The sequence below is a fragment of the Bacillus sp. EB106-04-02-XG92 genome (genome assembly GCF_058791995.1).
On record NZ_JBYTEA010000009.1, the window covers coordinates 24,724 to 50,842 of the forward strand.

The 26,119-nt window shown below is 38.3% G+C and carries 3 protein-coding genes; all 3 read left to right on the plus strand.

Annotation, left to right across the window (positions count from 1 at the left end; genetic code table 11):
* Positions 1–2: 2 nt before the first annotated feature.
* Genes AC3WVA_RS20615 through AC3WVA_RS20625 form a run of 3 tightly spaced genes read left to right on the plus strand, consistent with a single transcriptional unit; the run spans position 3 to position 25,911 of the window.
* Positions 3–4,559, plus strand: a complete 4,557-nt coding sequence (locus AC3WVA_RS20615; RefSeq protein ID WP_492322135.1) for an amino acid adenylation domain-containing protein — start codon at positions 3–5, stop codon at positions 4,557–4,559.
* A 2-nt stretch (positions 4,560–4,561) separates the two neighbouring features.
* A complete protein-coding gene (locus tag AC3WVA_RS20620; RefSeq protein ID WP_492322136.1) occupies positions 4,562–11,032 on the plus strand; it encodes an amino acid adenylation domain-containing protein in 6,471 nt (2,156 codons plus the stop codon).
* Entirely contained in the window at positions 11,029–25,911 is a 14,883-nt protein-coding gene (locus AC3WVA_RS20625) for a non-ribosomal peptide synthetase (protein ID WP_492322137.1), read from the plus strand. The genes AC3WVA_RS20620 and AC3WVA_RS20625 overlap by 4 nt, the downstream gene beginning before the upstream one ends.
* The last annotated feature ends 208 nt before the right edge of the window (positions 25,912–26,119 follow it).

The following is a 26,119-nucleotide window of genomic DNA, read 5'->3' on the forward strand; positions in this document are numbered from 1 at the left end:
TTATGACCAATGAGGAATGTTTTCCATTAAGTCACCCGCAGCGAAGAATATGGTATACAGAAGTTATTCATTCTGATAAAGGGATATGTAATTTAAGATTTTTATTTAAACTTCATCGAAAAATGAATTATTCAAAATTAAACCAAGTTGTGAATCGTGTTATCAGTGAAAATGACGGTCTGTGCATTAGATTAAAAGAAAATGGGCATCAGGAACCTAAACAATATTTTATTAAACATGAAGAACAAGAATTTGAGTTTTTCGATTTCAGTAATGTGGAGAATTCAGATTTGCTTGAGGAATGGATTGAGCAGAAAACAAAAGAAAGGTTTACATTATTTAATTCAAATTTATACTATTTCGCTTTAATAAAATTAAACGATAATGAATGTGCAGTCTTTGGAAATGTTCATCATATTATCATGGATGGTTTATCAATTCAAATATTTACTGAGCAGATTGCAAAATATTATTATGAAATGCATAACGAGACTGAGGAAGGCGAAATTAAAAATTCATATGTTCAATTTCTGGCCAATGAACAAACATACTTGAATAGTAGTCGCTTTCAAAAAGATCAAAAATTCTGGTTAGAGGAATTTAAAACACTTCCATCTGCAACCGGATTGAAACCCTATAATACGTACCAAGTTAGTACCAAAGCATCACGCGAGACGTTTATATTATCGGAGCATTTGAAGAGAAAAATAGAGTTATTTTCCCAAAATTACAAATTTAGTTTATATACTCTTTTTGTCGCTGCTTTCTCGTTGTCCATGTATCGGTGGACTTCATCGCTTGATATTGCATTAGGAATGGCTTACGGCAACCGTATGACTAAAATGGAACGAAAATTGATTGGAATGATGGTGAGTACAGTTCCTTTAAGAATGGGTATTAATCCAGAAGAAGAAGTGCTTTCATTTATTGGTAGGGTGTCCAGAAAACAAAGTAAATCATTAAGACATCAGAAATATCCATTTGATTTATTATTAAAGCAGATTAATAAAGAGAATAACAGCAATGTGAGACTTTTCGGAACTACGATTGATTATAGGGATCGTGATGAAAGTGGTGACTCACTATGGATTGCAAACCGTGAAGAGGTACAAGATTTTGCAGTGCATATTGAAAATCTAATTGATATAGACTCTTTACATGTACATATTGATTATCGTGAGGAGCTATTTTCTAAGGAAGAGATAAAACGCTTTTTTAACGTTATGTTATCGATAATGGAAAACACTTTTGAAAACCCAAAGCAGAAGGTAGCTGAAATCGAAATTATTTCTGATGAAGATAAAAGAAAAAGTTTAGTTGAGTTCAACAATCCTAAGTTGGATTTCCCACCTCGGGAAACTCTGCATGAATTGTTCGAACGACAAGCAATGATTTATCCAAACGCTATTGCAGTTACGTATGAAAAAGAAAAAGTTACTTATAAGGAGCTTAATGAACGTGCAAATCAGTTAGCTCATTATCTGCAGAAAAAGGGGATAGGACCTGATACTTTAGTTGGACTGTGTGTTGAACGTTCTCTCGAAATGATTGTAGGTATTTTAGGGATTTTGAAGGCTGGTGGGGCTTATGTTCCACTTGATCCAACATATCCAGAGCAGCGACTTCAATATATTTTAGAGGATGCTAGCATTCAGTTATTCGTAACGCAAGAAAGTTTAAAAGAATTGAAATGGTTACCAGAAAATGTTGAATCGATTTGCCTGGTTCGTGATCAAGAAGAGATTGGGAAAGAAAGTAAGACCTTGCCGGTTTCTGATGTGAATTCCCAAAATCTAGCTTACGTAATCTATACTTCGGGATCAACAGGGAATCCAAAGGGCGTTATGATAGAGCATCACAATGTCATTCGGTTATTTAAATCGACGGATTGTTGGTATCAGTTTAATGAAAAAGATACTTGGACGCTTTTTCATTCTTATGCATTTGATTTCTCAGTATGGGAAATTTGGGGAGCATTATTATATGGTGGAAAATTAGTTGTTGTTCCGTACTGGATTAGTCGATCGCCAAAAGATTTTTATCAATTATTGGTGGAGGAAGAAGTCACAGTTCTAAATCAGACACCTTCCGCATTTCGACAATTAATACGAGTGTGTGAACATGAAGATAAGAATAAAAACTTGCAGCTGCGTTATGTGATATTTGGCGGAGAAGCGTTAGAACCCATTAGCTTGTTACCGTGGTTTCAAAGATATGGGGATAAAGAACCACAGCTAATTAACATGTATGGAATTACAGAAACTACAGTTCATGTTACGTATTATCCAATTACTCTAGATGATGTGCATCATGCTTCGAGAAGTAATATCGGAAAACGGATTCCAGATTTAGAAGTGTATATATTAGATGCTTATCAACAACCTGTTCCTATAGGTGTAGATGGTGAGCTTTATATTGGCGGGGCAGGGCTTGCGCGTGGGTATTTAAATAGACCTGAATTAACAGCAGAGCGCTTTATATCTCATCCATTTAGTAGTGATCCGAAAGCAAGATTATACCGGACAGGAGACTTAGCGAGGTATTTGCCAGATGGTAATCTGGATTATCGTGGAAGAATTGATCATCAGGTTAAAATACGTGGTTTCCGAATTGAGATTGGGGAGATTGAGTCTACTTTAAATGCATATGCATCTATAAAAGAGGCAGTTGTAATTGTAAGAGAAGATCAACCGGGTGATAAACGATTAGTAGCTTATGTTGTAGGAGATGGAAATGTAGGTGCGTGGAGAGAGTATCTTAAAGCGAAACTACCGAGCTATATGGTACCTTCAGGATACTTGAAGATGGAAGCCATTCCACTTACAGCTAACGGCAAAGTTGATCGTGAGGCCTTACCTATGCCAGAGGAAAAGCAGATTAATAGTGAATGTGTTGGCCCTCGGAATAGTAATGAAAAGATACTGGCTACAATTTGGAAGCAAGTATTAGGTATTAAAAAGGTGGGAATCTATGATAATTTCTTTGAAATTGGTGGCGACTCGATTCTCAGTATTCAAATCATATCTCAAGCAAGTCAAGTAGGGTTAAAACTTACTCCAAAGCAAATGTTTGAATGCCCAACTATTGCCGAGCTGGCACAAGTGGCTATAGAAGCGCAGGGAGTACAAGCGGAGCAGGGGATTGTGACAGGAGATGTGCCTCTTACTCCAATTCAGTACTGGTTCTTCGAGCAAGAACATCCACATCCAGAGCATTGGAATCAATCAATGCTTTTAAGAGTAAAAGAGAGATTGGATGTGAAGTTACTAGAGGGAGCAATATTAAATTTAATCAAACATCATGATGCTTTACGTTTTCGGTACGAGCAGTTACCAAACGGAACATGGAGGCAGAGAAATGAAGGGACTGATGAGCTGTCAGTACTCCATGTTGTAAAACGGAACAAAGTTAATGAAAAAGAGTGGAATAAGATAATACAAGAAGAGATGAACATTAATCAAGATAGTTTCAATTTAGTTACTGGTCCGTTAATGAGAGTAGTTTACTTTGAGGATAACTTGACTGGAAATGATCGAATATTCTGGGTGATTCATCATTTAGTAGTAGATGGAGTATCGTGGAGAATTCTATTGGAAGATTTACAGGTGGTATATAACCAGATGAAACAAGGTCAAGGAATTCGCTTACCTGCGAAAAGTACATCTTTTAAAGAATGGTCTGAACGACTCCAGACATACAGTGATTCGGGTATTTCAAAAGAAGTACAGGATTATTGGAATGAACAAGTAGAAAAAGAAACGATGACAATTCCAATGGACTATCCAATACAAGAAACAACAGAAGAATCGATTGATCAAGTGACGAGGACTTTAGGAATAGAAGAAACACATGCATTGTTACACGAAGTTCCAGTGACTCATAAGACAAGGATTGATGAGGTACTATTAACGGCATTAGGACAAGCTATCGTCGATTTTACAAATCAGCAAACGGTTTCTATTCATCTAGAAGGACACGGAAGAGAAGAGATGATTGAAGGTATTGATTTATCACGGACAGTGGGCTGGTTTACGAGTATTTATCCCGTTCATCTCAATTTTCAAGGAACTCAAAAACCTATAGAAGGGTTAAAGGCTGTCAAAGAACAATTGCGTCGAATTCCGAATCGCGGAGTTGACTATGGTATTTTACGTTACTTGAATAAAGGGTTAATTCCGGTTTATCAGCAAAAGCCTTCAATAAGCTTTAATTATTTGGGCCAATTTGATCAGGTGTTTTCAATGGAGTCTTTGTTTATGCAAGAGACAGGGTTTACATTTTTAGATCATGCTCCAGATTCCAAACCATCTCATCTAATTGATGTTATCGGAATGGTGAAAGATGAAAAGTTACATTTTGTTTGGATGTATAGTAGGGAACAGTTTTCTAAATTAAAAATTCAAGTAATAGCAGATGGTATGTTAAGGCATCTTCGCCAACTTATAAATAAACCAACAACAGAGTCTGCTTTTACGGTATCAGATTTTGCTGATGCAGAGGATCTTACGGAAGAAAGCTTGAGTAAAGTATTACTTAAATTAACAAAGAAGAGGGTGTAAAAATGGGAGACGTTATTGATATATATGGTTTATCACCTTTGCAAAAAGGAATACTGTTTCATACTTTATACGATCAAGATGATGAATATTCTTTTTCCTATATTGTACAAGTAGGTTTCTTGCTCGGGGGGCAATTGGATGTTGCTACTTTTGAAAAAGCTTGGAAATATGTTATTCAACGACATGAGGTTCTGCGCTCAGTATTTGTTTGGGAGGAAGTAGAAAAACCTCTACAAGCAGTTTACGAACGTCTTCCTTTTACTATTCATCAAGAGGATTGGAGTACCCATTCGCATGAGGAGAAGGAGAAGAAATTACACCAGTTTTTGATTGCAGATCGTAGGAAAGGATTTTTATTGGATGAAGCACCATTGATGAGAGTTACTGCGATTAAAGAAGCAGAAGGGGAAACGAGAATTATTTGGACACATCATCATATTTTGCTAGATGGTTGGAGTGTTTCATTGGTCTTTAGTGAAGTGATGGAAGTTTATCTCAAGATGATAAAGGGAGAATTGTTGAATCTTCCTAAATCTCTTCCTTATAAAAAATATATCCAGTGGATAAATAAACAAGATCAAAGTCAAGCAGAGGAATTTTGGAAAGAAGAATTAAAAGGGTTCTATGCACCTACGCCATTAGCGATGGAAAGAAAGGATCAAGGGCAGGAGAAGGGCTATGGAGAGTGTGTTTATCAGGTATCTGAGGAACTCACTGAGAATTTACAAGAGTGGGTACGAAATAGTCGATTAACATTGAATACGTTAGTACAAGGTGCATGGGCTTATTTGATGAGTAGGTATAGCGGTGACAGTGACGTCGTATTTGGCGTAACTAGCGCTGGACGTCCTACTGATTTAATGGGAGCAGGGAATATGGTGGGGCTATTTATTAACACATTACCTACCAGAATTCGATTAACGGATAATACATCAGTAGTAGATTGGCTTCGTAAAATACAAATGAAAGAAATGGAACGAAGACAGTATGAGTATAATTCGTTGATAGATATTCAAGGCTGGAGTGAGGTTCCGCGAAATAGCTCCTTATTTCATACCTTGTATGTGTTTGAAAATTATCCAATTCAAGGTGAGAGAAATGATGATTTAAGATTACTAGATGTTAAAAGCACGGAACAAACAAATTATCCTTTAACACTCATTGTAATGCCCGGTAAGAAAATTACTTTAAAGTTGATGTATGATCGAAGCTTTTTTAATGAAGAAACAATAAATCGGATCCAGAATCACTTATTGCAAATATTAATTCAGATGACGAAGAGCCTAGATTCAAAACTATTTGAAATTACTCATTTAACAGAAGAAGAACAGATACAGTTACTAGAGGAATGGAATCATACTCAAGTTAATTATTCGGCTGAAGGCATGGTTCATACAATGTTTGAGGAGCAAGTTAAAAAAACGCCGGAAGCAATCGCGGCTAGTTACGAAAATGAACAAATTACCTATAAAGAGTTGGATAAGCGTGCAAATCAGCTAGCTCATTATTTACAAAAGCATGGTGTAGGCCCAGAGTCTCTAGTTGGTGTATATATGGAACGTTCATTACAAATGATGATAGCGTTATTAGGTATTCTAAAATCAGGAGCAGCGTATGTTCCACTTGACCCTACTTATCCAGAGAGTCGGCTTCGATATATATTAGAGGATGCTGGAATCGAAGTACTAGTGACGGAAGAAAATTCTAAAAACTTGTTTGTATCTGAAAATATAGAAACGATTTGTATGAATAAAGATTACACTGCAATTGAAAAAGAAGAATCAACCCCATGTATAAGTGGTGTAACAGGAGAAAATTTAGCGTATGTTATGTATACTTCAGGATCTACAGGGAATCCAAAGGGAGTAATGATTGAGCATCATTCAGTAATTAATTATCTAGAATGGATGCAACATAAATATCCACTTTCTGAAAAGGATGTGGTCTTGCAGAAAACGCCATTCTCATTTGATGTCTCTGTTTGGGAATTGTTTTGGGGCATTCACGTTGGTGCAAGTGTATCTTTCTTACCTCCAGGTGGAGAAAAAGATCCTTCTATTATAGCTGAAGTTATTAAACAACATCAGGTCACTATAGTTCAATTTGTACCTTCGATGTTATCTGTTTTCTTAGATCAATTCAATCATATTGAATTGAACATGAATTGTTCCTCTGTACGCCATGTATTTTCTGGTGGAGAAGAACTAAGTTCAGGGTTAGTTAGACGATTTCAACAGAAATGGAATTATAGTGGACAAGTGAAATTAACCAACTTTTATGGACCAACTGAAGCCACTATTTATGTGAATGCATTTGATATTCAGCCTAATCAAGAATTTGTTTCTATTGGGCAGCCAATACAGAACACGCAATTATATGTATTAGACCAAAATCAACGCTTGCAATCAATAGGAACTGAGGGTGAGTTATATATTGGTGGTGCTGGTTTAGCGCGTGGATACTTAAATCGTCAGAATCTTACTGCTGAAAAATTCATTTCGCACCCATTTCGATTGGGGGAACGACTATATCGAACAGGAGATTCAGTAAGATATCTAACTGATGGAAATATAGAATTTATAGGTAGAATGGATCATCAAGTCAAAATGCGTGGTTTTAGGATTGAATTAGGAGAAATTGAAGCAACTTTAGAAAAATGTTCGTTTATTAAAGAGGCTGTCGTATTAGTTAGAGAAGATCGTCCAGGTGATCAACGATTGGTTGCATATGTAATAAGCGATGGAAATACCCAAGAGTGGAGAGAGTATTTACAAAAACAATTACCGAATCATATGATTCCAGCGCACTTTATAGAGTTAGAACACTTTCCGCTTACTCCGAATGGGAAAATCGACCGAAAGGCCTTGCCAGCACCTGATGAGCAAGCTATTGAAGATTTAAATGTGCTACCTCGGACACCATCGGAAGAGCTTATTGCCTCGGTTTGGAGTCAAGTGTTAGGAACAGAAAATATTGGCATTCAGGATTCCTTCTTTGAACGTGGTGGGCACTCACTACTTGCTACTCAAATCGTCTCTCGATTGCAAGAACTGTTCCAAATTAAAATTCCATTACGTGAACTTTTCAAGAACGATACAGTGGAAGCATTGGCGAAACGAGTGGATCATTTACGAAAAGAAGATAAAAAACGAGAGGTTGCTCCTCTTGTACCTATGAAACGAGAAGAAGTTATCCCACTTTCCTATGCGCAGAAACGTCTATGGTTTATTAATCAATTAATGCCAAATAGTGCTATGTACAATATCCATGCAGCGTGTCGCTTAACAGGTGAATGGTCAATTGAAGCATTGGAGGTCGGATGGAATCAATTGTTGGAGCGTCATGAATCATTAAGGACGACAATTCTAGAACGAGAGGGTGAACCTTTTCAACAAGTTCAATCTCATGTATTCAGACATATTCCTCAAACGAATCTAACAGATCTCTCTTTGGAAGATAGGGAAAGAGAAATGAAACGCCTCATTCAAAACGAAGCTGAGGAACCATTTCATTTTGGACAAGGTTCTCTGATTCGAACACGATTATTGAAAGTGGACAGGGAAGAATGGATTCTCATTTGTACGATGCATCATATTATTTCAGATGGATGGTCAATGGGAATCTTACTTGAAGAATGGATGGCTTTTTATGAAGGAGCATTAAGCGGCAAACCGGCGGAATTGAAGGAGTTATCTATCCAATATGCAGATTTTGTCATGTGGCAGAAGGAATGGCAAAAAGAAGAGAATTTGAATCAGCAACTTCAATATTGGAAGGAAGAATTATCTGGGGAACTACCGGTTTTACAATTACCGATGGATCGTCCTCGACCTGCAGTTCAAACTCATCGTGGTGCAAGTCAGTCCTTAATAGTGGCGAATTCCCTACAGGAAAAGCTCAAAGATTTAAGTCTGCAAGAAGGATGCACTTTATTTATGACATTGATGGCAGCGTACCAAAGCTTCCTTTCTCGTTATACAGGACAGGACGACATCATAGTTGGAAGCCCAATCGCTAATCGAAATGTGAAAGAGATTGAGGGATTAATAGGATTCTTTGCAAACACGTTAGTTTATCGAGCTGATTTCAGTGAAAATCCGACGTTCCAAGAACTTTTGTCGCAGGTAAGAAAAAAAGCGCTAAAAGCATACGAGTATCAGGACATCCCATTTGAGAAAGTGGTAGAATCCGTAAAACCGGAACGGAATACAAGTCATTCACCAATATTCCAAACTATGTTTACTTTACAGAATACGAAACAAGAGTTTGTTCAGCTATCTGAAAGACAAATGGAACTCATGGAAAGCCATGCTTCTGTTGCCAAATTTGATTTGAGTTTATTTGCTTCTGAGACGGAAGAAGGATTATCACTAACCTTTGAATATAATACTGATTTGTTTAATGATACAACCATTGAACGGATGGCAAGTCATTTTAAACATTGGTTAAATCAAATTGTCTCTCATCCAAAATGTGTACTATCAGAACTGAATATGTTATCGAAAATAGAATATAAGCAACTATTAGAGGAATGGAATAAATCGGGTGTTATAGATATGGAAGAAAGCACAATTCATACAATGTTTGAAGAACAAGTGGAAAAAACACCAGAAGCAATTGCAGTAGTGTGCGAAGATGAAGAACTAACATATCGAGAGTTGGACGAACGCTCGAATCAGTTGGCACATTATTTACAAAAAAATGGTGTAACATGCGAATCATTGGTTGGGATTTGCGTTACACGTTCATCCGAGATGATTGTCGGTCTCTTAGGAATTATGAAGGCGGGAGGAGCATATGTCCCAATTGATCCAACGTATCCGGAAAGTCGACTGCAGTACATTTTAGAAGATGCTCAAATAAAGGTACTGGTGACACAGGAAAAGTTACAACAAAAAATGGTTATACCTAAATTCGTTGACGTGATTTGTATTGATGGTAATCGAGCAGAAATAGAACAAGAAGTAACTACGGTATGTATGAGTGAAGTGACGGCCGATAACTTAGCCTATATTATCTATACTTCAGGTTCCACTGGAAATCCAAAGGGAGTAATGATTGAGCACAGGAATACAGTAACAATGATTCATTGGGCGCATCACACGTATTCTCGAAAGGAATTAGCGGGAGTGTTAGCTTCAACTTCGCTATCTTTTGATTTATCCGTTTTTGAAGTATTTGTTCCCTTAACGATGGGTGGTAAGGTGATTGTCACTGAAAATGCTTTACATCTAGAGAAGTTGTCTTCCAAAGGTGTAACTTTGGTTAATACTGTGCCATCGGCAGCGAAGGAACTGGTTCGAACAAAAACAATACCTTCTTCGGTAAAGGTGATGAATTTGGCTGGAGAACCATTGCCATATTCGCTTGTTCAAGGTTTATACGAGATAAGTACGATTGAAAAGGTGTACAACTTATATGGACCGTCCGAAGATACTACGTATTCCACGTATATGGAATTAGAAAAGGGTGTCATGCATAGGGTACCACCAATTGGTAAACCAATATTCAATACAGAAGTATATGTACTGAGTGCCGAACAAAAAATGGTTCCAATTGGTGTAGTTGGTGAGCTATACATTGGTGGATCAGGGTTAGCACGTGGATATTTAAACCGCCCTGACTTAACGCAAAATTGTTTTATATCGCATCCGTTTAAAGAAGGAGATCGAGTATACCGGACTGGAGATCTAGTAAGGTATTTACCAGATGGAAATTTGGAGTATGTTGGACGAATCGATCATCAAGTAAAAATTCGTGGGTTCCGGATTGAACTAGGAGAAATTGAAGCGGCATTACAAAGGCATACATTAGTTAACGAAGCTATTGTGATGGTGCGGGAAGATTATCCTGGCGATCCGCGTTTGATTGCCTATGTTGTAGGAGACGGGGATGCTCAAAAGTGGCGTGATTATCTCAAGAATCAACTACCAAATTATATGATTCCAGCCTATTTTGTTGGATTAAATGCATTTCCACTCAATCCTAATGGGAAAATTGATAGGAAGGCCTTACCAGCACCAGAGAGACAGGAGATAGCAAGTGGTTATATTGCTCCTCGTACGTCTACGGAAAAAACAATCGTTTCGATATGGCATGAAGTTTTAGGTATGGAAAACATCGGAATTCAAGATTCGTTTTTTGAAATTGGTGGCCATTCACTACTCGCTACGCAAGCTGTTTCCAATCTTAAAGAGGCTTTTGGAATCGAGATACCATTGCATGATTTATTTATGTTTCATACGGTGCAGCAATTGGCGAAACAGATTGATCAATTGCTCTATAACAAAGATCAAGAAATGCAGAATGATAGTAAGGAGAATGTAAGTCTTCAAGACTATATTCAAAAAGAAGCAGAAGTCAGTAATGATGAAGAATTACTAGAACTGCTTAAGCAATTAGAAGAGCTATCAGAGGAAGAAGCACAAGGGATATTCGAGAGTAATTTGATTGAGGAAGGGGTAAAAAAATGAGAAGTGATTTACTTGCAAAGCTGAGTTCACTTTCTCCTGAGAAGAGAGCATGGCTTCAGGAGCAAATGCAAAAAAAGGAGAATAAAGAAGCACTCCCGTTGTCTTATGCACAAAAACGTTTGTGGTTTATGGACAGGTTTAACCCAAACAGTTCTTTATATAATATTCCAACAGTATGGCATTTAAAAGGAAATTGGATACCTGAAGCATTAGAGAAGGGATTCAATCGACTCATTGAACGTCATGAATCATTACGAACTGTTTTTAAAGAAATAGGAGAACAGCCTGTGCAACAAATTGTCGAATTCCTTCCTAGATCATTACCTGTAAGGGATTACTCTCAACTTCCTCTAGAAGTAAAAGAAAAAGAGGTAGATAGTTTAATTGCGAGAGAAGCGCAAGAACCATTTGATTTAATGAATGGTCCTTTAATTCGTAATCAGCTTGTTCAATTAGAGAAGGATGAATGGTTATTACTGTGTACGATGCATCATATTATTTCTGATGCTTGGTCCATTGGTATATTCATGAATGAATTACTTGCTTTCTATGAAGAAGAAACGGGCGGAAATCCTGCTAAATTAAGTTCATTATCCATTCAATATGCAGACTTTGCGAAGTGGCAAAAGGAGTGGTTGCAAGGTGATGTGCTAAATCGTCAGCTTACGTATTGGGAGGAAGAATTGTCTGGTGAGCTTCCTATCTTACAACTGCCAGTGGATCGACCTCGACCGGTTAAGCAGACTTACTCTGGGGCTGCGTATCATGTAATTTTTCCTTATAAATTGCTCAGTCAATTGAAGGATATAAGTCGACAAGAAGGATCTACTTTATTTATGACTTTAATGGCCGCATACCAGAGCTTTCTTGCTCGTTATACGGGACAAAAAGATATTCTAGTTGGTAGTCCGATTGCAAATCGGAACCATAAGGGAGTAGAAGGATTAATTGGTTTCTTTGTTAATACGTTGGTTTATCGATCAGATTTGAGTGGCACCCCTACTTTTCGGGAGATTTTGAACCAAACAAAGAAAAAGGCGTTAAAAGCTTACGAATATCAAGATATACCATTTGAAAAAGTGGTAGAAGCTGTGCAACCTGAACGAAGCATGAGTCATTCCCCTATATTTCAGACCATGTTTACGCTACAGAATATAAAACAAGAACGACTAGATTTGCCTGATAGAAGTATTGAAATGGTAGAAAGTAATATGTCTATTGCTAAATTTGATTTGAGCTTAACTGCCTATGAAGTGGAAGAAGGTCTATTTGTCTCATTTGAATACAACACGGATTTATTTGATAGTAGTACCATTGCACGTATGGCAGGACATTTTGAGAACTGGCTAAAGGAAATCACGTATTATCCAGATGAATCATATACAAAGCTGTCAATGTTATCGGATACCGAGCAAAAACAACTCCTAGAAGAATGGAATGATACGGACGTAGTTTATGGTCATGATTGTATGATTCATGAGCTATTTGAGCAGCAAGTTGCACGGACACCTGATGCAGTGGCGGTAGTTTATGAGGGTGGAAAGCTAACGTATCAAGAACTTAATGAAAAATCGAATCAATTGGCACATTTTCTACAAAAACGAGGTATCGGACCTGAATCATTGGTCGGTATATGTATTGAACGTTCTCCTGATATGATTATCGGTCTCTTTGGGATTTTGAAGGCAGGTGGGGCTTATGTCCCACTGGATCCAAGTTATCCTGAAAATCGCCTGAGATATATTTTGGAGAATTCACAAATTCAAGTGCTGTTAACAAAAGAGGCACTACAGGACTGGTTACCTAAAGATATTCAAGCAATTTGTTTAGACCGGGATCAAGTAATGATTTCTAAAGAGAGTAATTTAGCTCCGGTGAGTGGAGTAACAGCAAATAACTTAGCGTATATCATATACACTTCGGGTTCGACAGGAAATCCGAAGGGAGTAATGATTGAACATCATTCGGTTATCAACCGTCTACAGTGGATGCAGAAAAAATATCCATTATCTGAGGAGGATATAATCCTACAAAAGACACCGTTTTCGTTTGATGTTTCTGTCTGGGAATTATTTTGGTGGTCATTTGTAGGGGCACGTGTTTGTTTGCTTCCACCAGGCGGGGAGAAAGATCCTGCGGTGATTGAGGAGTATATTGAACGATATCGTGTGACCACCATGCATTTTGTTCCGTCGATGTTATCTACTTTCTTGGATTACATGGAACAATATAACTCAAAAAGGAATGTTTCGTCTTTAAATCAGGTTTTTACTAGTGGAGAAGCATTAAATACGGAACAGGTTCGCCGGTTTAAGGGGGTATTTTATGATGTTCAGCAAACAAAGTTAATTAACTTGTATGGTCCTACTGAAGCGACTGTGGATGTGACTTATTATGATTGTGATTTAGAAAAAGAACCAATACTTATTCCGATTGGTCGTCCGATTGATAATACAGAGTTGTATGTGTTAGATCAATATCAACAAGTGGTCCCGATTGGTGTGGCAGGGGAACTTTACCTTGGAGGAGTAGGATTGGCACGTGGCTACTTAAATCGACCAGATTTAACTACTGAACGTTTTATTCCGCATCCCTTTAAGGACGGGGAACGATTATATCGAACGGGTGACTTGGTGAGATATATGAATGATCGTAACTTAGAATATATTGGAAGAATAGATAACCAAGTCAAAATTAGAGGATTCCGAATTGAATTGGGAGAAATTGAAGCAGCTTTACATGATCATTCATCTGTAAAAGAAGCAGTCGTGTTGGTGAAGGAAGATCGACCAGGAGATAAGCAGTTAGTAGCTTATGTAGTGGGCGAAGGGGATACTGGAGAGTGGCGTGAATATCTCAAGAAGCAACTGCCACATTATATGGTTCCAGCATACTTTTTTCAAATTGAAGGTATGCCACTCACTCCAAATGGTAAGGTGAATCGGAAATCCTTACTGGAACTAGAAGAACAGTTCGTAAGTGAAGATATTACTTCATCACGAACACCAGTGGAGGAGCTTATCGTTTCCGTTTGGAGCCAAGTGTTAGGAATAAAAAATATTAGTGTTCAGGATTCCTTTTTTGAAATTGGTGGTCATTCACTACTAGCTACTCAAGTAGTGTCACGTTTACAGGGAATTTTTCAAATCGAATTACCAGTACGTGAACTATTTGAATATACAACGGTGGAGTCACTGGCAAAGCGATTAGATCAGTTACGTAAAGGAGATAAAAAACGAGAGATTCCGCCACTAATACCAATGAAACGGGGAGAAGCTATTCCACTATCTTATGCCCAACAACGCTTATGGTTTATTGATCAATTTACACCTAATAGTGCCCTTTACAATATGCCAATGGTATGCCGCCTTACAGGGAATTGGCTACTTGAAGCATTGGAAACGGGATGGAATCAACTAATAGAACGTCATGAATCACTGCGGACGGTCTTTCACGAAGTGAACGGTCAACCCGTACAGCAAATTGAACCGTATGCTTTTCAATCAATTCCGAAAACGGATTTAACTATGCTTTCTTCTGAAGATCAAGAAGAAGAAGTTAAACGTTTAATTCAACAAGAAACAGAAGTGCCATTTGATTTAACAGAGGGTCCATTAATCAAGACAAGTATTTTGCACGTGGGAGAAGAAGAATGGATACTCCTTTGTACTCTACATCATATCATTTCAGATGGATGGTCAATGGGAATCCTACTTGAAGAATGGATGGCATTTTATGAGAAAGCAACGGATGGAAAGGTAGCGGAACTTGAACCATTACCGGTTCAATATGCCGACTTTGCTCAGTGGCAAAAAGGATGGCTAAAGGAGGAGGTGCTTGATCAACAACTCCAATATTGGAGGGAAGAATTGTCTGGGGAGCTTCCTGTACTCCAACTTCCTATGGATCGCCCGCGTCCCGCAATACAAACACATCACGGGTCGACATACACTCTGGTTCTGCCAAGCACGCTACATGATAAATTGAATGAACTTAGTCGAAAAGAAGGGGCTACACTCTTCATGACGCTTTTAGCTGCATATCAAAGTTTTCTATCTCGTTATACGGGACAAGAAGATATTCTGGTCGGAAGCCCAATTGCGAATCGGAATTATAGAGAAATTGAAGGACTAATTGGTTTCTTCGTTAACACGCTGGTTTATCGAGCTAATTTGAGTGGTAGACCGACATTTCAAGATGTACTGTATCAGGTTCGTCAAAAGGCATTGAAGGCGTATGAATATCAAGATATTCCATTTGAAAAAATTGTAGAAGTTGTGCAACCGGAGCGAAGTACAAGTCATTCGCCAATCTTCCAGACTATGTTCATCTTGCAAAATATGAAACAAGAGTTTCCGGTATTATCTAGTAGAAGTATTGAAATGATAGAAAGCCATAGTCCAATTGCAAAGTTTGATTTAAGTGTAATGGCAGCTGAGACGGAAGAGGGATTACTTTTTACTTTTGAGTACAATAAGGATTTATTCAATGCTACTACTATTGAACGGATGGCAGGACACTTTGAGAAATGGCTACATGAAGTTTCTCATCGCCCACAAAATCCGTTGCATGACCTGAGCATGCTATCAGAACCCGAGCGTACTTTGTTATTAGAAACATGGAATGACACTGTAATGGAAATGTCTCATCAGGGTCTTGTTTGCGACAGATTTGAGGAGCAAGTAGCAATGCATCCTGATGCGATTGCGGTAGTTGATCAAACAAAACAGTGGACTTATGGTGAACTGGATAAAAAAGCAAATCAGTTGGCAAATGTTTTACAGCGAAAGGGAGTAGCTCCAGAGTCAGTGGTAGGAGTTTATCTTCCGAGGTCAGCTGAGCTGATAGCAAGTTTACTAGGCATTTTAAAAGCTGGAGGAGCTTATGTCGTTTTAGATCCGTTATATCCAAAATCAAGGTTAGAATACATGATTGAAGATGCGGGAATTCAATTTGTAGTGACGGCAGAAGGACAAGAAGGACATTTCGCACACGTCGAAATGGTGAGGTTAGAAGAGTTAACGGTGGAAAGCGTAATCGCACCTACACGTCAAATAAATCCAGAGAACTTAGCCTATATTGTCTATACCTCTGGTTCTACAGGAAAACCGAAGGGTGTCATGGTTGAATATCGGTCATTAATGAATATGGTTTCTTGGCATCAGGAAGTTTATCATATTTCAGCAGAGGATCGTGCGACTCAGATTGCAGGGGTTGCTTTTGATTCGGCTGTCCAGGAGATTTGGCCGTATCTAACTGCTGGCGCAGCGCTCTACTTGTCAACAGAGGAACTGAGAATTAATCCAGAAGCACTAAGAGATTGGCTCATTGATTCACGAATAACAGCTAGCTTTGCACCTACACCTATACTGGAAAGGCTCTTGAAATTATCTTGGCCAGATAAAACGGATCTTCGTTTTATCATTACTGGTGGGGATCAATTAACGCAGTATCCATCTAACAATATTCCTTTTGCGGTAATTAATCAGTATGGTCCATCGGAAAATACCGTTGTTACCACAGATTGTTATGTACCCGTAGGAGTGACAACAGGTACGCCATCGATTGGTCGACCGATTGCGAATACAGAAGTTTATGTGTTAGATTCTCATCTTCAGTTAGTACCAATTGGTGTAATTGGAGATCTCTATATTGGAGGGAAGAGTCTTGCACGTGGATATGCTAATCGTCCGGATCTTACAAAGGAAAAATTTATTCCACATCCTTTCAAGTCAGGAGAACGTCTCTATTATACAGGAGACAAAGCAAGTTATCTTTCTGATGGTAATCTCCAGTTCCATGGACGTATAGATGACCAAGTGAAAATTCGTGGTTTCCGGATTGAGTTGGGAGAAATAGAAGCTGTTTTGCAGGCACATTCTTCTGTGAAAGAAGCAGTTGTATTGGTACGAGAGGATCATCAAGGTGATAAGAGATTAGTAGCTTATGTAGTTGGTGAAGGAAGTGTCCATGAATGGCGAGAATATCTACAAACACATTTACCAAATTACATGGTTCCAACAAACTTTATTGAGATGGAATTTTTACCACTTACACCGAATGGAAAACTTGATTTGAAGGCATTGCCTATACTTAGTGAACAATCCGCTGAAAATACTGTATACCCAAGAACTCCGCTGGAAGAACTTATTGCTTCAGTGTGGAGTCAAGTGCTAGGAATAAGAGACATTGATGTTCAGGATTCTTTCTTTGAGCTCGGTGGTCACTCTCTACTTGCTACACAAGTGGTCTCACGCTTACAGGAAGTCTTTCAAATCAAATTGCCAGTACGTGAACTGTTCGAATATTCAACGGTCGAGGCATTATCGAAACGAATAGATCAGTTACGTAAGGGGAGCGAAAAACGAGAAATTCCATCATTGGTGCCGGTGGAACGCGGAAATAATATGCCACTATCTTATGCCCAACAGCGTTTATGGTTTATTGATCAATTTGCACCTAATAGTGCACTTTATAATATGCCAATGGTATGCCGCCTTACAGGGAATTGGTTACCAGAGGCATTGGAGTTGGGATGGAATCGGTTGATAGAGCGTCATGAATCTTTGCGGACTGTATTTTATGAAGAGGATGGCCATCCTGTGCAGCAGATTCAACCGTACGTTTTCCGTCCGCTTCTGCAAATGGACTTAACTAAGCTTTCATTAGAGGAGCGAGAAAGAAAGTTGGAGCAATGGATTCAAACTGAAGTCGAATCTCCATTTGATTTAGAACAAGGGCCATTGTTCCGTGGGAAACTCATAAGAATTTCAGAAGAAGAATGGGTTCTTTTGTGTAATATGCATCATATTATCTCGGATGGATGGTCGATGGAAATCTTGCTTCAAGAATGGATGGCATTTTATGAGAATGCGATTGGTGAAAAACAAGCAGAGCTGGAACCACTACCAGTTCAATATGCCGATTTTGCTCAGTGGCAAAGAGAATGGTTGAAAGATGAAGTACTATATCAACAACTTGCATATTGGAAGGAAGAATTATCTGGTGAGTTACCAGTCTTAATGTTGCCCATGGATCGTCCGCGTCCGCCAGTGCAAAACCATCATGGATTAACTCATAATGTTTTGTTATCGCGCTCATTACTGGACAAATTAAACGAACTAAGTCGTCAAGAAGGGGCCACACTTTTCATGACCTTATTGGCATCGTATCAAAGTTTCCTTTCTCGTTATACAGGACAAACGGATATTATTGTTGGCAGCCCAATTGCAAATCGAAATTATCAAGAAATTGAAGGACTGATTGGTTTCTTTGTCAATACATTGGTTTATCGAGCTGATTTAAGTAATGCACCGGCATTTCAAGAGTTGTTGTCTCAAGTGCGGATAAAAGCATTGAAGGCGTATGAGTATCAAGATGTTCCGTTTGAGAAAATTGTAGAGGTTATCCAACCTGAACGAAATACAAGCTATTCTCCGATTTTCCAAACCATGTTTACTTTGCAAAATGCGGGACAGAAGCTACCAGAACTACATGGAAGAAATATAGAAGTAATGGAAAGTAATGCTCCAATCGCTAAGTTTGATTTAAGTTTAACTGCTGCAGAAGTGGAAGAGGGTTTATTACTTACTTTTGTTTATAGAACTGATTTATTTGATAGCTTAACTATTGAATCCATGGCTGAACATTTTGGGAACTGGTTGAATGTAATCGTGGAGAATCCTGATAAATCATTAGCTAAGTTGCCTATATTAACAGGATTACAGCAAAAACAGTTGGAAGAGTGGAATAATGATGCTGTAGCATATCCGCAGGAAAGTACGATTCATCAGCTGTTTGAAGAGCAAGTAAATCGTACACCTGATGCGGTAGCAGTGATAGATGAAAAACAGCAGTTAACATATCGAGAGCTGAATGAAAAAGCTAATCAATTGGCCCACTATCTTCAGCAATGTGGGATTGGGACTGAATCATTAGTTGGACTTTGCTTTGAGCGTTCAGTTGAGATGATTGTTGGTATTATGGGGATCTGGAAGGCTGGAGCAGCATATGTTCCATTGGATCCATCATATCCGGAAAGTCGCATACGATATATTTTGGAGGACACTGGAATTCAAGTATTAGTTACGAATGAGTCATTAGAAGGTTGGATACCTAAAGAAGTCAAGGCAGTTTGTCTAGATAGGGATCAAGCAATGATTTCAAAAGAAAGCATTCTTTCACCAAAATGTGAAGTAACAGGAGAAAACCTAGCGTATGTTATCTATACTTCGGGATCGACGGGGAATCCAAAGGGTGTCTTGATACAGCATCATTCTGTAATAAACTTGTCGCATGGTTTACAAAAAGAGGTTTTCGAACATGAGATACGATCTAACATGCACGTCGGTTTAAATGCGTCAATTGCCTTTGATGCATCTATTCAGCAATTACAAATGCTATTATATGGTTCAAGTTTGTATATTATTCCAAATGAAGTACGAAGTGATCCGGAGCAGTTTGTAGCTTATATTAGGGAGAACAAGTTAGAAATCTTTGATATAACACCTTCATTACTTCAATTACTTTTAGATGTCGGATTGTTAGAAACGTGCGATGGTGTTCATGTTCCGAGTAAGGTACTGGTTGGTGGCGAAGCGATTATGCCTTCATTATGGGAACAGCTAGTAGAGACTGATAAAATGGAGTTTTATAATGTATATGGTCCTACAGAATGTACGGTTGATGCAACCTGCTATCATATTAAAAAAGATAGTAAGAGAGTAACAATTGGGCGTCCGTTGCCGAACGTTCAAACTTATGTATTAGATAGAAATAGGTTGCCAGTTCCAGTTGGTGTGATGGGGGAACTTTATATCGGAGGAGCAGGTCTAGCAAGGGGGTACTTGAATCGTCCAGAGTTAACATCCGAACGATTTATTTCACATCCATTCAAAGAAGACGAGAGGTTATATAGAACGGGTGATCTTGTGAGATATCTTCCTGATGGTAATATAGAATACTTAGGAAGAATGGATAATCAAGTGAAGATTAGAGGATTTCGAATTGAACTTGGAGAGATTGAGTCGACCTTACAGGAGCATTACTTAGTAAAAGAGGCAGTTGTAATGGTTAGGGAAAATCAGTCGGGAGATAAGAGGCTGGTAGCTTATGTAGTGGGCGAAGGCAGTTTAGAAGAATGGCGAGAGTATCTTAAAACAAAACTGCCAATCCATATGATACCTTCCTACTTTGTCGAAATGAAAGAATTACCGCTAACCATAAATGGAAAGATTGATCGGAAATCGCTACCTATACCAGATTATCAAGGAACACAAGAAGGATACGTGGCCCCAAGAAATGAACGTGAACATAAGCTTTCTATCATTTGGGAACGTGTGCTAGGTTCAAAACGTATTGGTATGAATGATAACTTCTTTGAAATTGGTGGAGATTCAATTCTTAGCATTCAGCTTGTCTCGCGTGCGAAGCAAGCTGGTTTACAATTGACACCAAAACAAATATTTGAACACCAAACGATTGCTGAGTTGGCGCAAGTAGTCAAAGAAGAACAAGGTGTACAAGCTGAACAGGGAATTATAACTGGAGAGACGATACTTACACCTATTCAACAAAGGTTTTTTGCACAAAATCATCCTAACCCACATCATTGGAATCAATCCATGTTCTTTAGAACGAAAGAGAAATTGGACATAGGATCACTGGAAAAGGCGGCAGGTAACCTTCTACTTCATCATGATGCTCTGCGTTTAAGATATGAACGTTTACCTAATGGGGTTTGGAAACAGTGGAATGAAGGAATAGAAGAACAATTGATGCTTACTGTCATTTCATTAGACGAAGTGCCGGAAGCTGATTGGCATCAGGTTATTCAAAAAGAGATTAATGTTGCACAAGAAAGTTTGAATTTACATGATGGTCCGTTAATGAGAATGGTGTATTTTGATGAAGGTGAGCACGCTGGCCGATTATTTTGGACAATTCATCATTTAGCCGTGGATGGTGTTTCTTGGCGAATTTTATTGGAAGATTTGCAAACAGCATATAAGCAAGTAGTCCAAGGGCAGAAAATTCAATTACCTATGAAGAGTACATCTTTTAAAGAATGGTCGGAGAAATTACATCATTACGCTGAAACTGGACTATCAAAAGAAGTGCTACATTACTGGGATGAGCAGGCTGAACAAGACGTAGTTAAATTGCCGGTAGATGGTACTATAAGTAATCCAGTAAGCGCAGTAACTGAGGAAATTACTGTGGTGTTAAATGAGAATGAGACCCGTATGTTATTGCAAGAAACTTTAAGCACTCACCGTGTCCAAATCAATGAAGTATTATTAGCAGCATTAGTACAAGCTACGGCAGCATGTACGGGGCAGCCGATATTGAGCGTAGATTTAGAGGGACATGGTCGAGAAGAGATTATTGAAGATGTTGATTTATCGAGAACTGTGGGATGGTTTACAAGTATTTACCCAGTTCATTTAAATATTACTAGTGCTAATACGCCAATTGCAGCATTAAAAGCAGTTAAAGAACAAGTTCGCAAAATTCCTAATAAGGGTGTTGATTATGGGGTGTTGCGTTACATGAACGCAACAATGTGTGAGCAATTAAGCTCCCAATATACACCGTCTATTAGTTTTAACTATCTTGGACAATTTGACCAAATGTTTTCTAGCGATGCAATGTTTATTCCGGAGAACGAATTTAAGCGTTTAGATCATGCTGCCGGTTCCAAGCGATCGCATGTAATTGATGTAATTGGGGTTGTAACGGATGGAAAACTTCAGTTCACTTGGGTATACAATGTTGGACAATTTGCCAAATCAACGATTCAAAGTATTGCACAGAATATGCTATATCAACTGAGTACATTGATTCAATTTTCAGATAGAGAATCTGCACTGACCATTTCGGATTTTGCAATGGCTAATCTTAGCCAAGAAGGTTTGACAAATGTACTAAACAAAATGCATCGCGGAAAGAAGAATCAGATTACCGATTTATATCCACTATCACCTTTGCAAGAAGGTATGATTTTCCACACATTGCATGACCAAGGGGATGAACATGTTGCACCGTATATAGTGCAATTGAGTTTTATGATTCGAGGAAAAATGAATATTCCTACATTTGAGCAGGCGTGGAAATCTGTAATTCAGCGGCATGAAATTTTTCGTACAGCATTTGTATGGGACGAAATTGAAGAACCTGTACAAGTGGTGTATGAAAATATCCCATTTAAAGTGAACAAAGAAGACTGGCGTACAATGACAAGTGAAGAGATAGAGGAAAAAAGAAAAGTCTTTTTGGCATTAGATCGAAAACTAGCCTTCCAATTTGATGAAGCACCATTGATGCGGGTAACAGTCATTCAAGAAGGTGAGGAAGAATATCGGATTGTTTGGACCCATCACCATATTTTACTGGATGGATGGAGTTTACCATTAGTATTTAATGAATTACTTACAGTCTATCAGAAGAGAATGAATGGAGAAGCTGTGAAGTTACCTAAGTCCTCACCATATAAGAAATATATCCAATGGTTAAGAGAGCAAGATAAGGAGCGGGCGGAACAATTCTGGAGAGAGAAGCTAAAAGGTTTTACTGCGCCAACTTTGCTGGGCTTAGAAAGTAAAGAGGAAGAAAAAGGTTACACAGAGAAGGTTACGTATTTATCAGAAGAGCAGACTCAAGCGTTACAAGGATGGGCGAAACGCAATAAACTTACTTTGAGTACAGTAATTCAAGGTGCATGGGCATATCTCATGAGCCGATATAGTGGAGAAAATGACATTGTTTTTGGTGTAACAAGCTCAGGGCGTTCTACGGAGATTATTGATGTTGAAAACATCGTAGGTCCTTTCATTACAACGTCACCGACGCGAATTCAATTGATGGATGATATAAAAGTAATAGATTGGTTGCAGAAGATACAAGAGGAAGAGATAGAAAGAAGACAATATGAGTATGCTTCTTTGACAGAGATTCAGGGGTGGAGTGAAGTTCCTAGAGGAACACCGCTGTTCAATAGTTTATATGTGTTTGAAAATTATCCGGTGAAAGAGGAGTCTTCAGGAAATCTGGAAATTGGTGAATTGGAAGGAGTAGAACAAACCCACTACCCATTAGGGTTGGCTGTAGTTCCAGGACTCCAGTTATCGTTAAAGTTAATGTATGACCGTAGTAAGTTTAATAAATTAACTATTAAAAGAATGTTGGGTCATTTACGCCAAGTATTAATGCAAATGCTCAAAAACATTGATCAAACTCTGTCGGAACTTGTATATATTACGGAAGCTGAACAAAGGAAAGTTTTGGACGAATGGAATGATAATACAATATCCTATCCACGTGAGAATGTAATTCATCAACTATTCGAAGAGCAAGTGAATCGTACACCAGATGCGGTGGCAGTAGTGGATGAAAAACAGCAACTAACGTATCGGGAGCTGAATGAAAGAGCTAATCAATTGGCCCATCATCTACAGAAATATGGAATTGGAACAGAGTCATTAGTTGGCCTTTGCTTTGAGCGTTCAGTTGAGATGGTTGTTGGTCTCATGGGAATTTGGAAGGCTGGAGCAGCCTATGTTCCATTAGATCCATTGAATCCGGAAAGCCGCCTGCAATATATTTTAGAAGACACGGGAATTAAAGTGTTAGTTACAAATGAGGTATTACTAGGATGGATACCTAAAGACATCAAGACAGTTTGCCTAGATAGGGATCAAGCAATGATTTCTCAAGAAAGTAAACTTTCACCAATATGTGAGGTTACAGGGGAAAACTTAGCGTATGTTATCTACACTTCCGGTTCGACAGGGAATCCAAAGGGGGCATTAGTACAGCACCATTCTGTAATAAACTTATCATATGGTTTACAAAAAGAAGTTTTCCCACATGAGATACCTAATAATATGAGAGTCGGTTTAAATGCGTCAATTGCCTTTGATGTATCTATTCAGCAATTACAAATGCTACTTTATGGTTCAAGTTTATATATTATTCCAAGCGAAGTGCGCACTAATCCGGAACAATTTGTGTCCTATATTAGGGAGAATGAGTTGGAAATGTTTGATATGACACCTTCATTACTTCAATTACTTATAGATGGAGGTTTGTTAGAAACGAGCGCTGACGTTCATGTACCAAGCAAGATATTGGTCGGTGGAGAAGCAATTATGCCGTCATTATGGGAACAGCTAGTAAAGACTGATAAAATTGAGTTTTACAATGTATATGGTCCTACAGAATGTACGGTTGATGCAACATGCTATCATATCAAAAAAGATAGTAAGAGGGTAACGATTGGCCGTCCGTTGCCTAACGTTAAAGCTTATGTATTGGATAAAAATATGTTACCTGTTCCAGTTGGTGTAACAGGGGAGCTATATATTGGTGGTGCAGGTATAGCGAGAGGATACTTGAATCGTCCAGAATTAACAGCCGAGCGATTCATCCGGCATCCATTTAATAAAGAAGAGCGTTTATATCGTACGGGAGATTTGGTTCGTTATTTACCTAATGGTAATTTAGATTACTTGAGAAGAATTGATAATCAAGTGAAAATTAGGGGCTTTCGTATTGAACTTGAAGAGATTGAAGCGAATTTAGAGAGGCATCCATTGGTAAAAGAAGCAGTAGTTTTGGTAACAGAGGATAAATTAGGAGAGCAGAGATTGGTTGCTTATGTAGTTGGAGATGGTAGTATGCATGATTGGCGTGAATATCTCAAGACACAAGTACCGAATTATATGGTTCCCGCACACTTTATTAAGGTAGACGAGATTCCTCTTACAACGAATGGAAAAGTTGATCGAAAGGCATTGAACAATTTAACTATTCAAAGAGAAAATAACTTCTCTACACCAATCATTCCAAGGGATGAAATTGAATATCAGTTGATTAAAATCTGGCAGGATGTCTTACAGATAGAAGATGTGTATGTAAATGATGATTTCTTTAATAGAGGAGGACACTCTCTCCTTGTAATTAAATTAGTTTCAAAAATTAGGGAGAAGTTTGGAAAAGAAATTAAAGTGTCTACATTGATTAAGAATCCAACAGTGGAAGGAATCGCATGCCTTATTCGTGATAAGCATGATATGACGAAATCAGTAGCAGCGCTAGTTCCACTACAAGAATCAGAAAAAAGACCTTTCTTCTGCGTTCATCCGTTTATGGGGAATGTATTCTGTTACATTCAACTAGCAAGATTACTTAAGAACCATTGTTCATTTTATGGTTTACAGAATCCTCTTATAGAAAAGGGAGAAATTGATGAGTTGACCTTGCCGGAACTAATTCAACTTTACATTGAAGAAATAAAAAGTGTTCAGCCAGAAGGCCCATATCGTCTTGGAGGATGGTCTTTAGGCGGTGCAATTGCTTATGAAATCGCAACTGTGCTAAAGAATCAAGGTGAGGAAGTTGAGTTGTTGGTACTCATGGATACTAAAGTACCTTCAAAGCAGGACTATAAAACGAGTGAGGATATGCTCTCATATATATCTAAGCATTTCATTCCTAGAGATCTTACTGAGCAGGAAGAAGGCCTCGTCCATCAACAAGATATGCTTGTGGAGCGATTAATTATTGAAGGCGTACTCCCACCTGATGCAGATCTTATGAATTTGAAGCAAGTTATCAATGGTCATAGGAAATGCCTGAACATAATGGCAGAGCATGACTTGATACCATACTTTGGGGAAGTTATCTACTTTAGTGCTGAGGAGGGAAAAGAGTTGTTTACAGATTGGGGACCTTTATTAAAAGGAAGAGTAAATAAGTATTCTGTCCCTGGATCACATGAAGAAATAGTGAGCTCCCCGGCAGTTGAAAAGATAGCTAAGTACCTATTAAATGAATTTGAAGGGATAAAAGAAACATCCCTTTCATTAACTGAAAAGTAGAGAGTGCAAAAGATGCAACCCTATGAACGAAAAGGGCAGCCCAATAACTGCAAATAAAGTGTAGGCAATAATGAATATATCAAGAGTATTACTTTTTAAGAGGATAATGGAAAAATTACTTGATAGAGACATAGAAACCTATATGAGTTGCTCATAGAATGATGTAAATGCTCTCCATTTTTTGTAATAGAAGCTAATGCTTTGATGA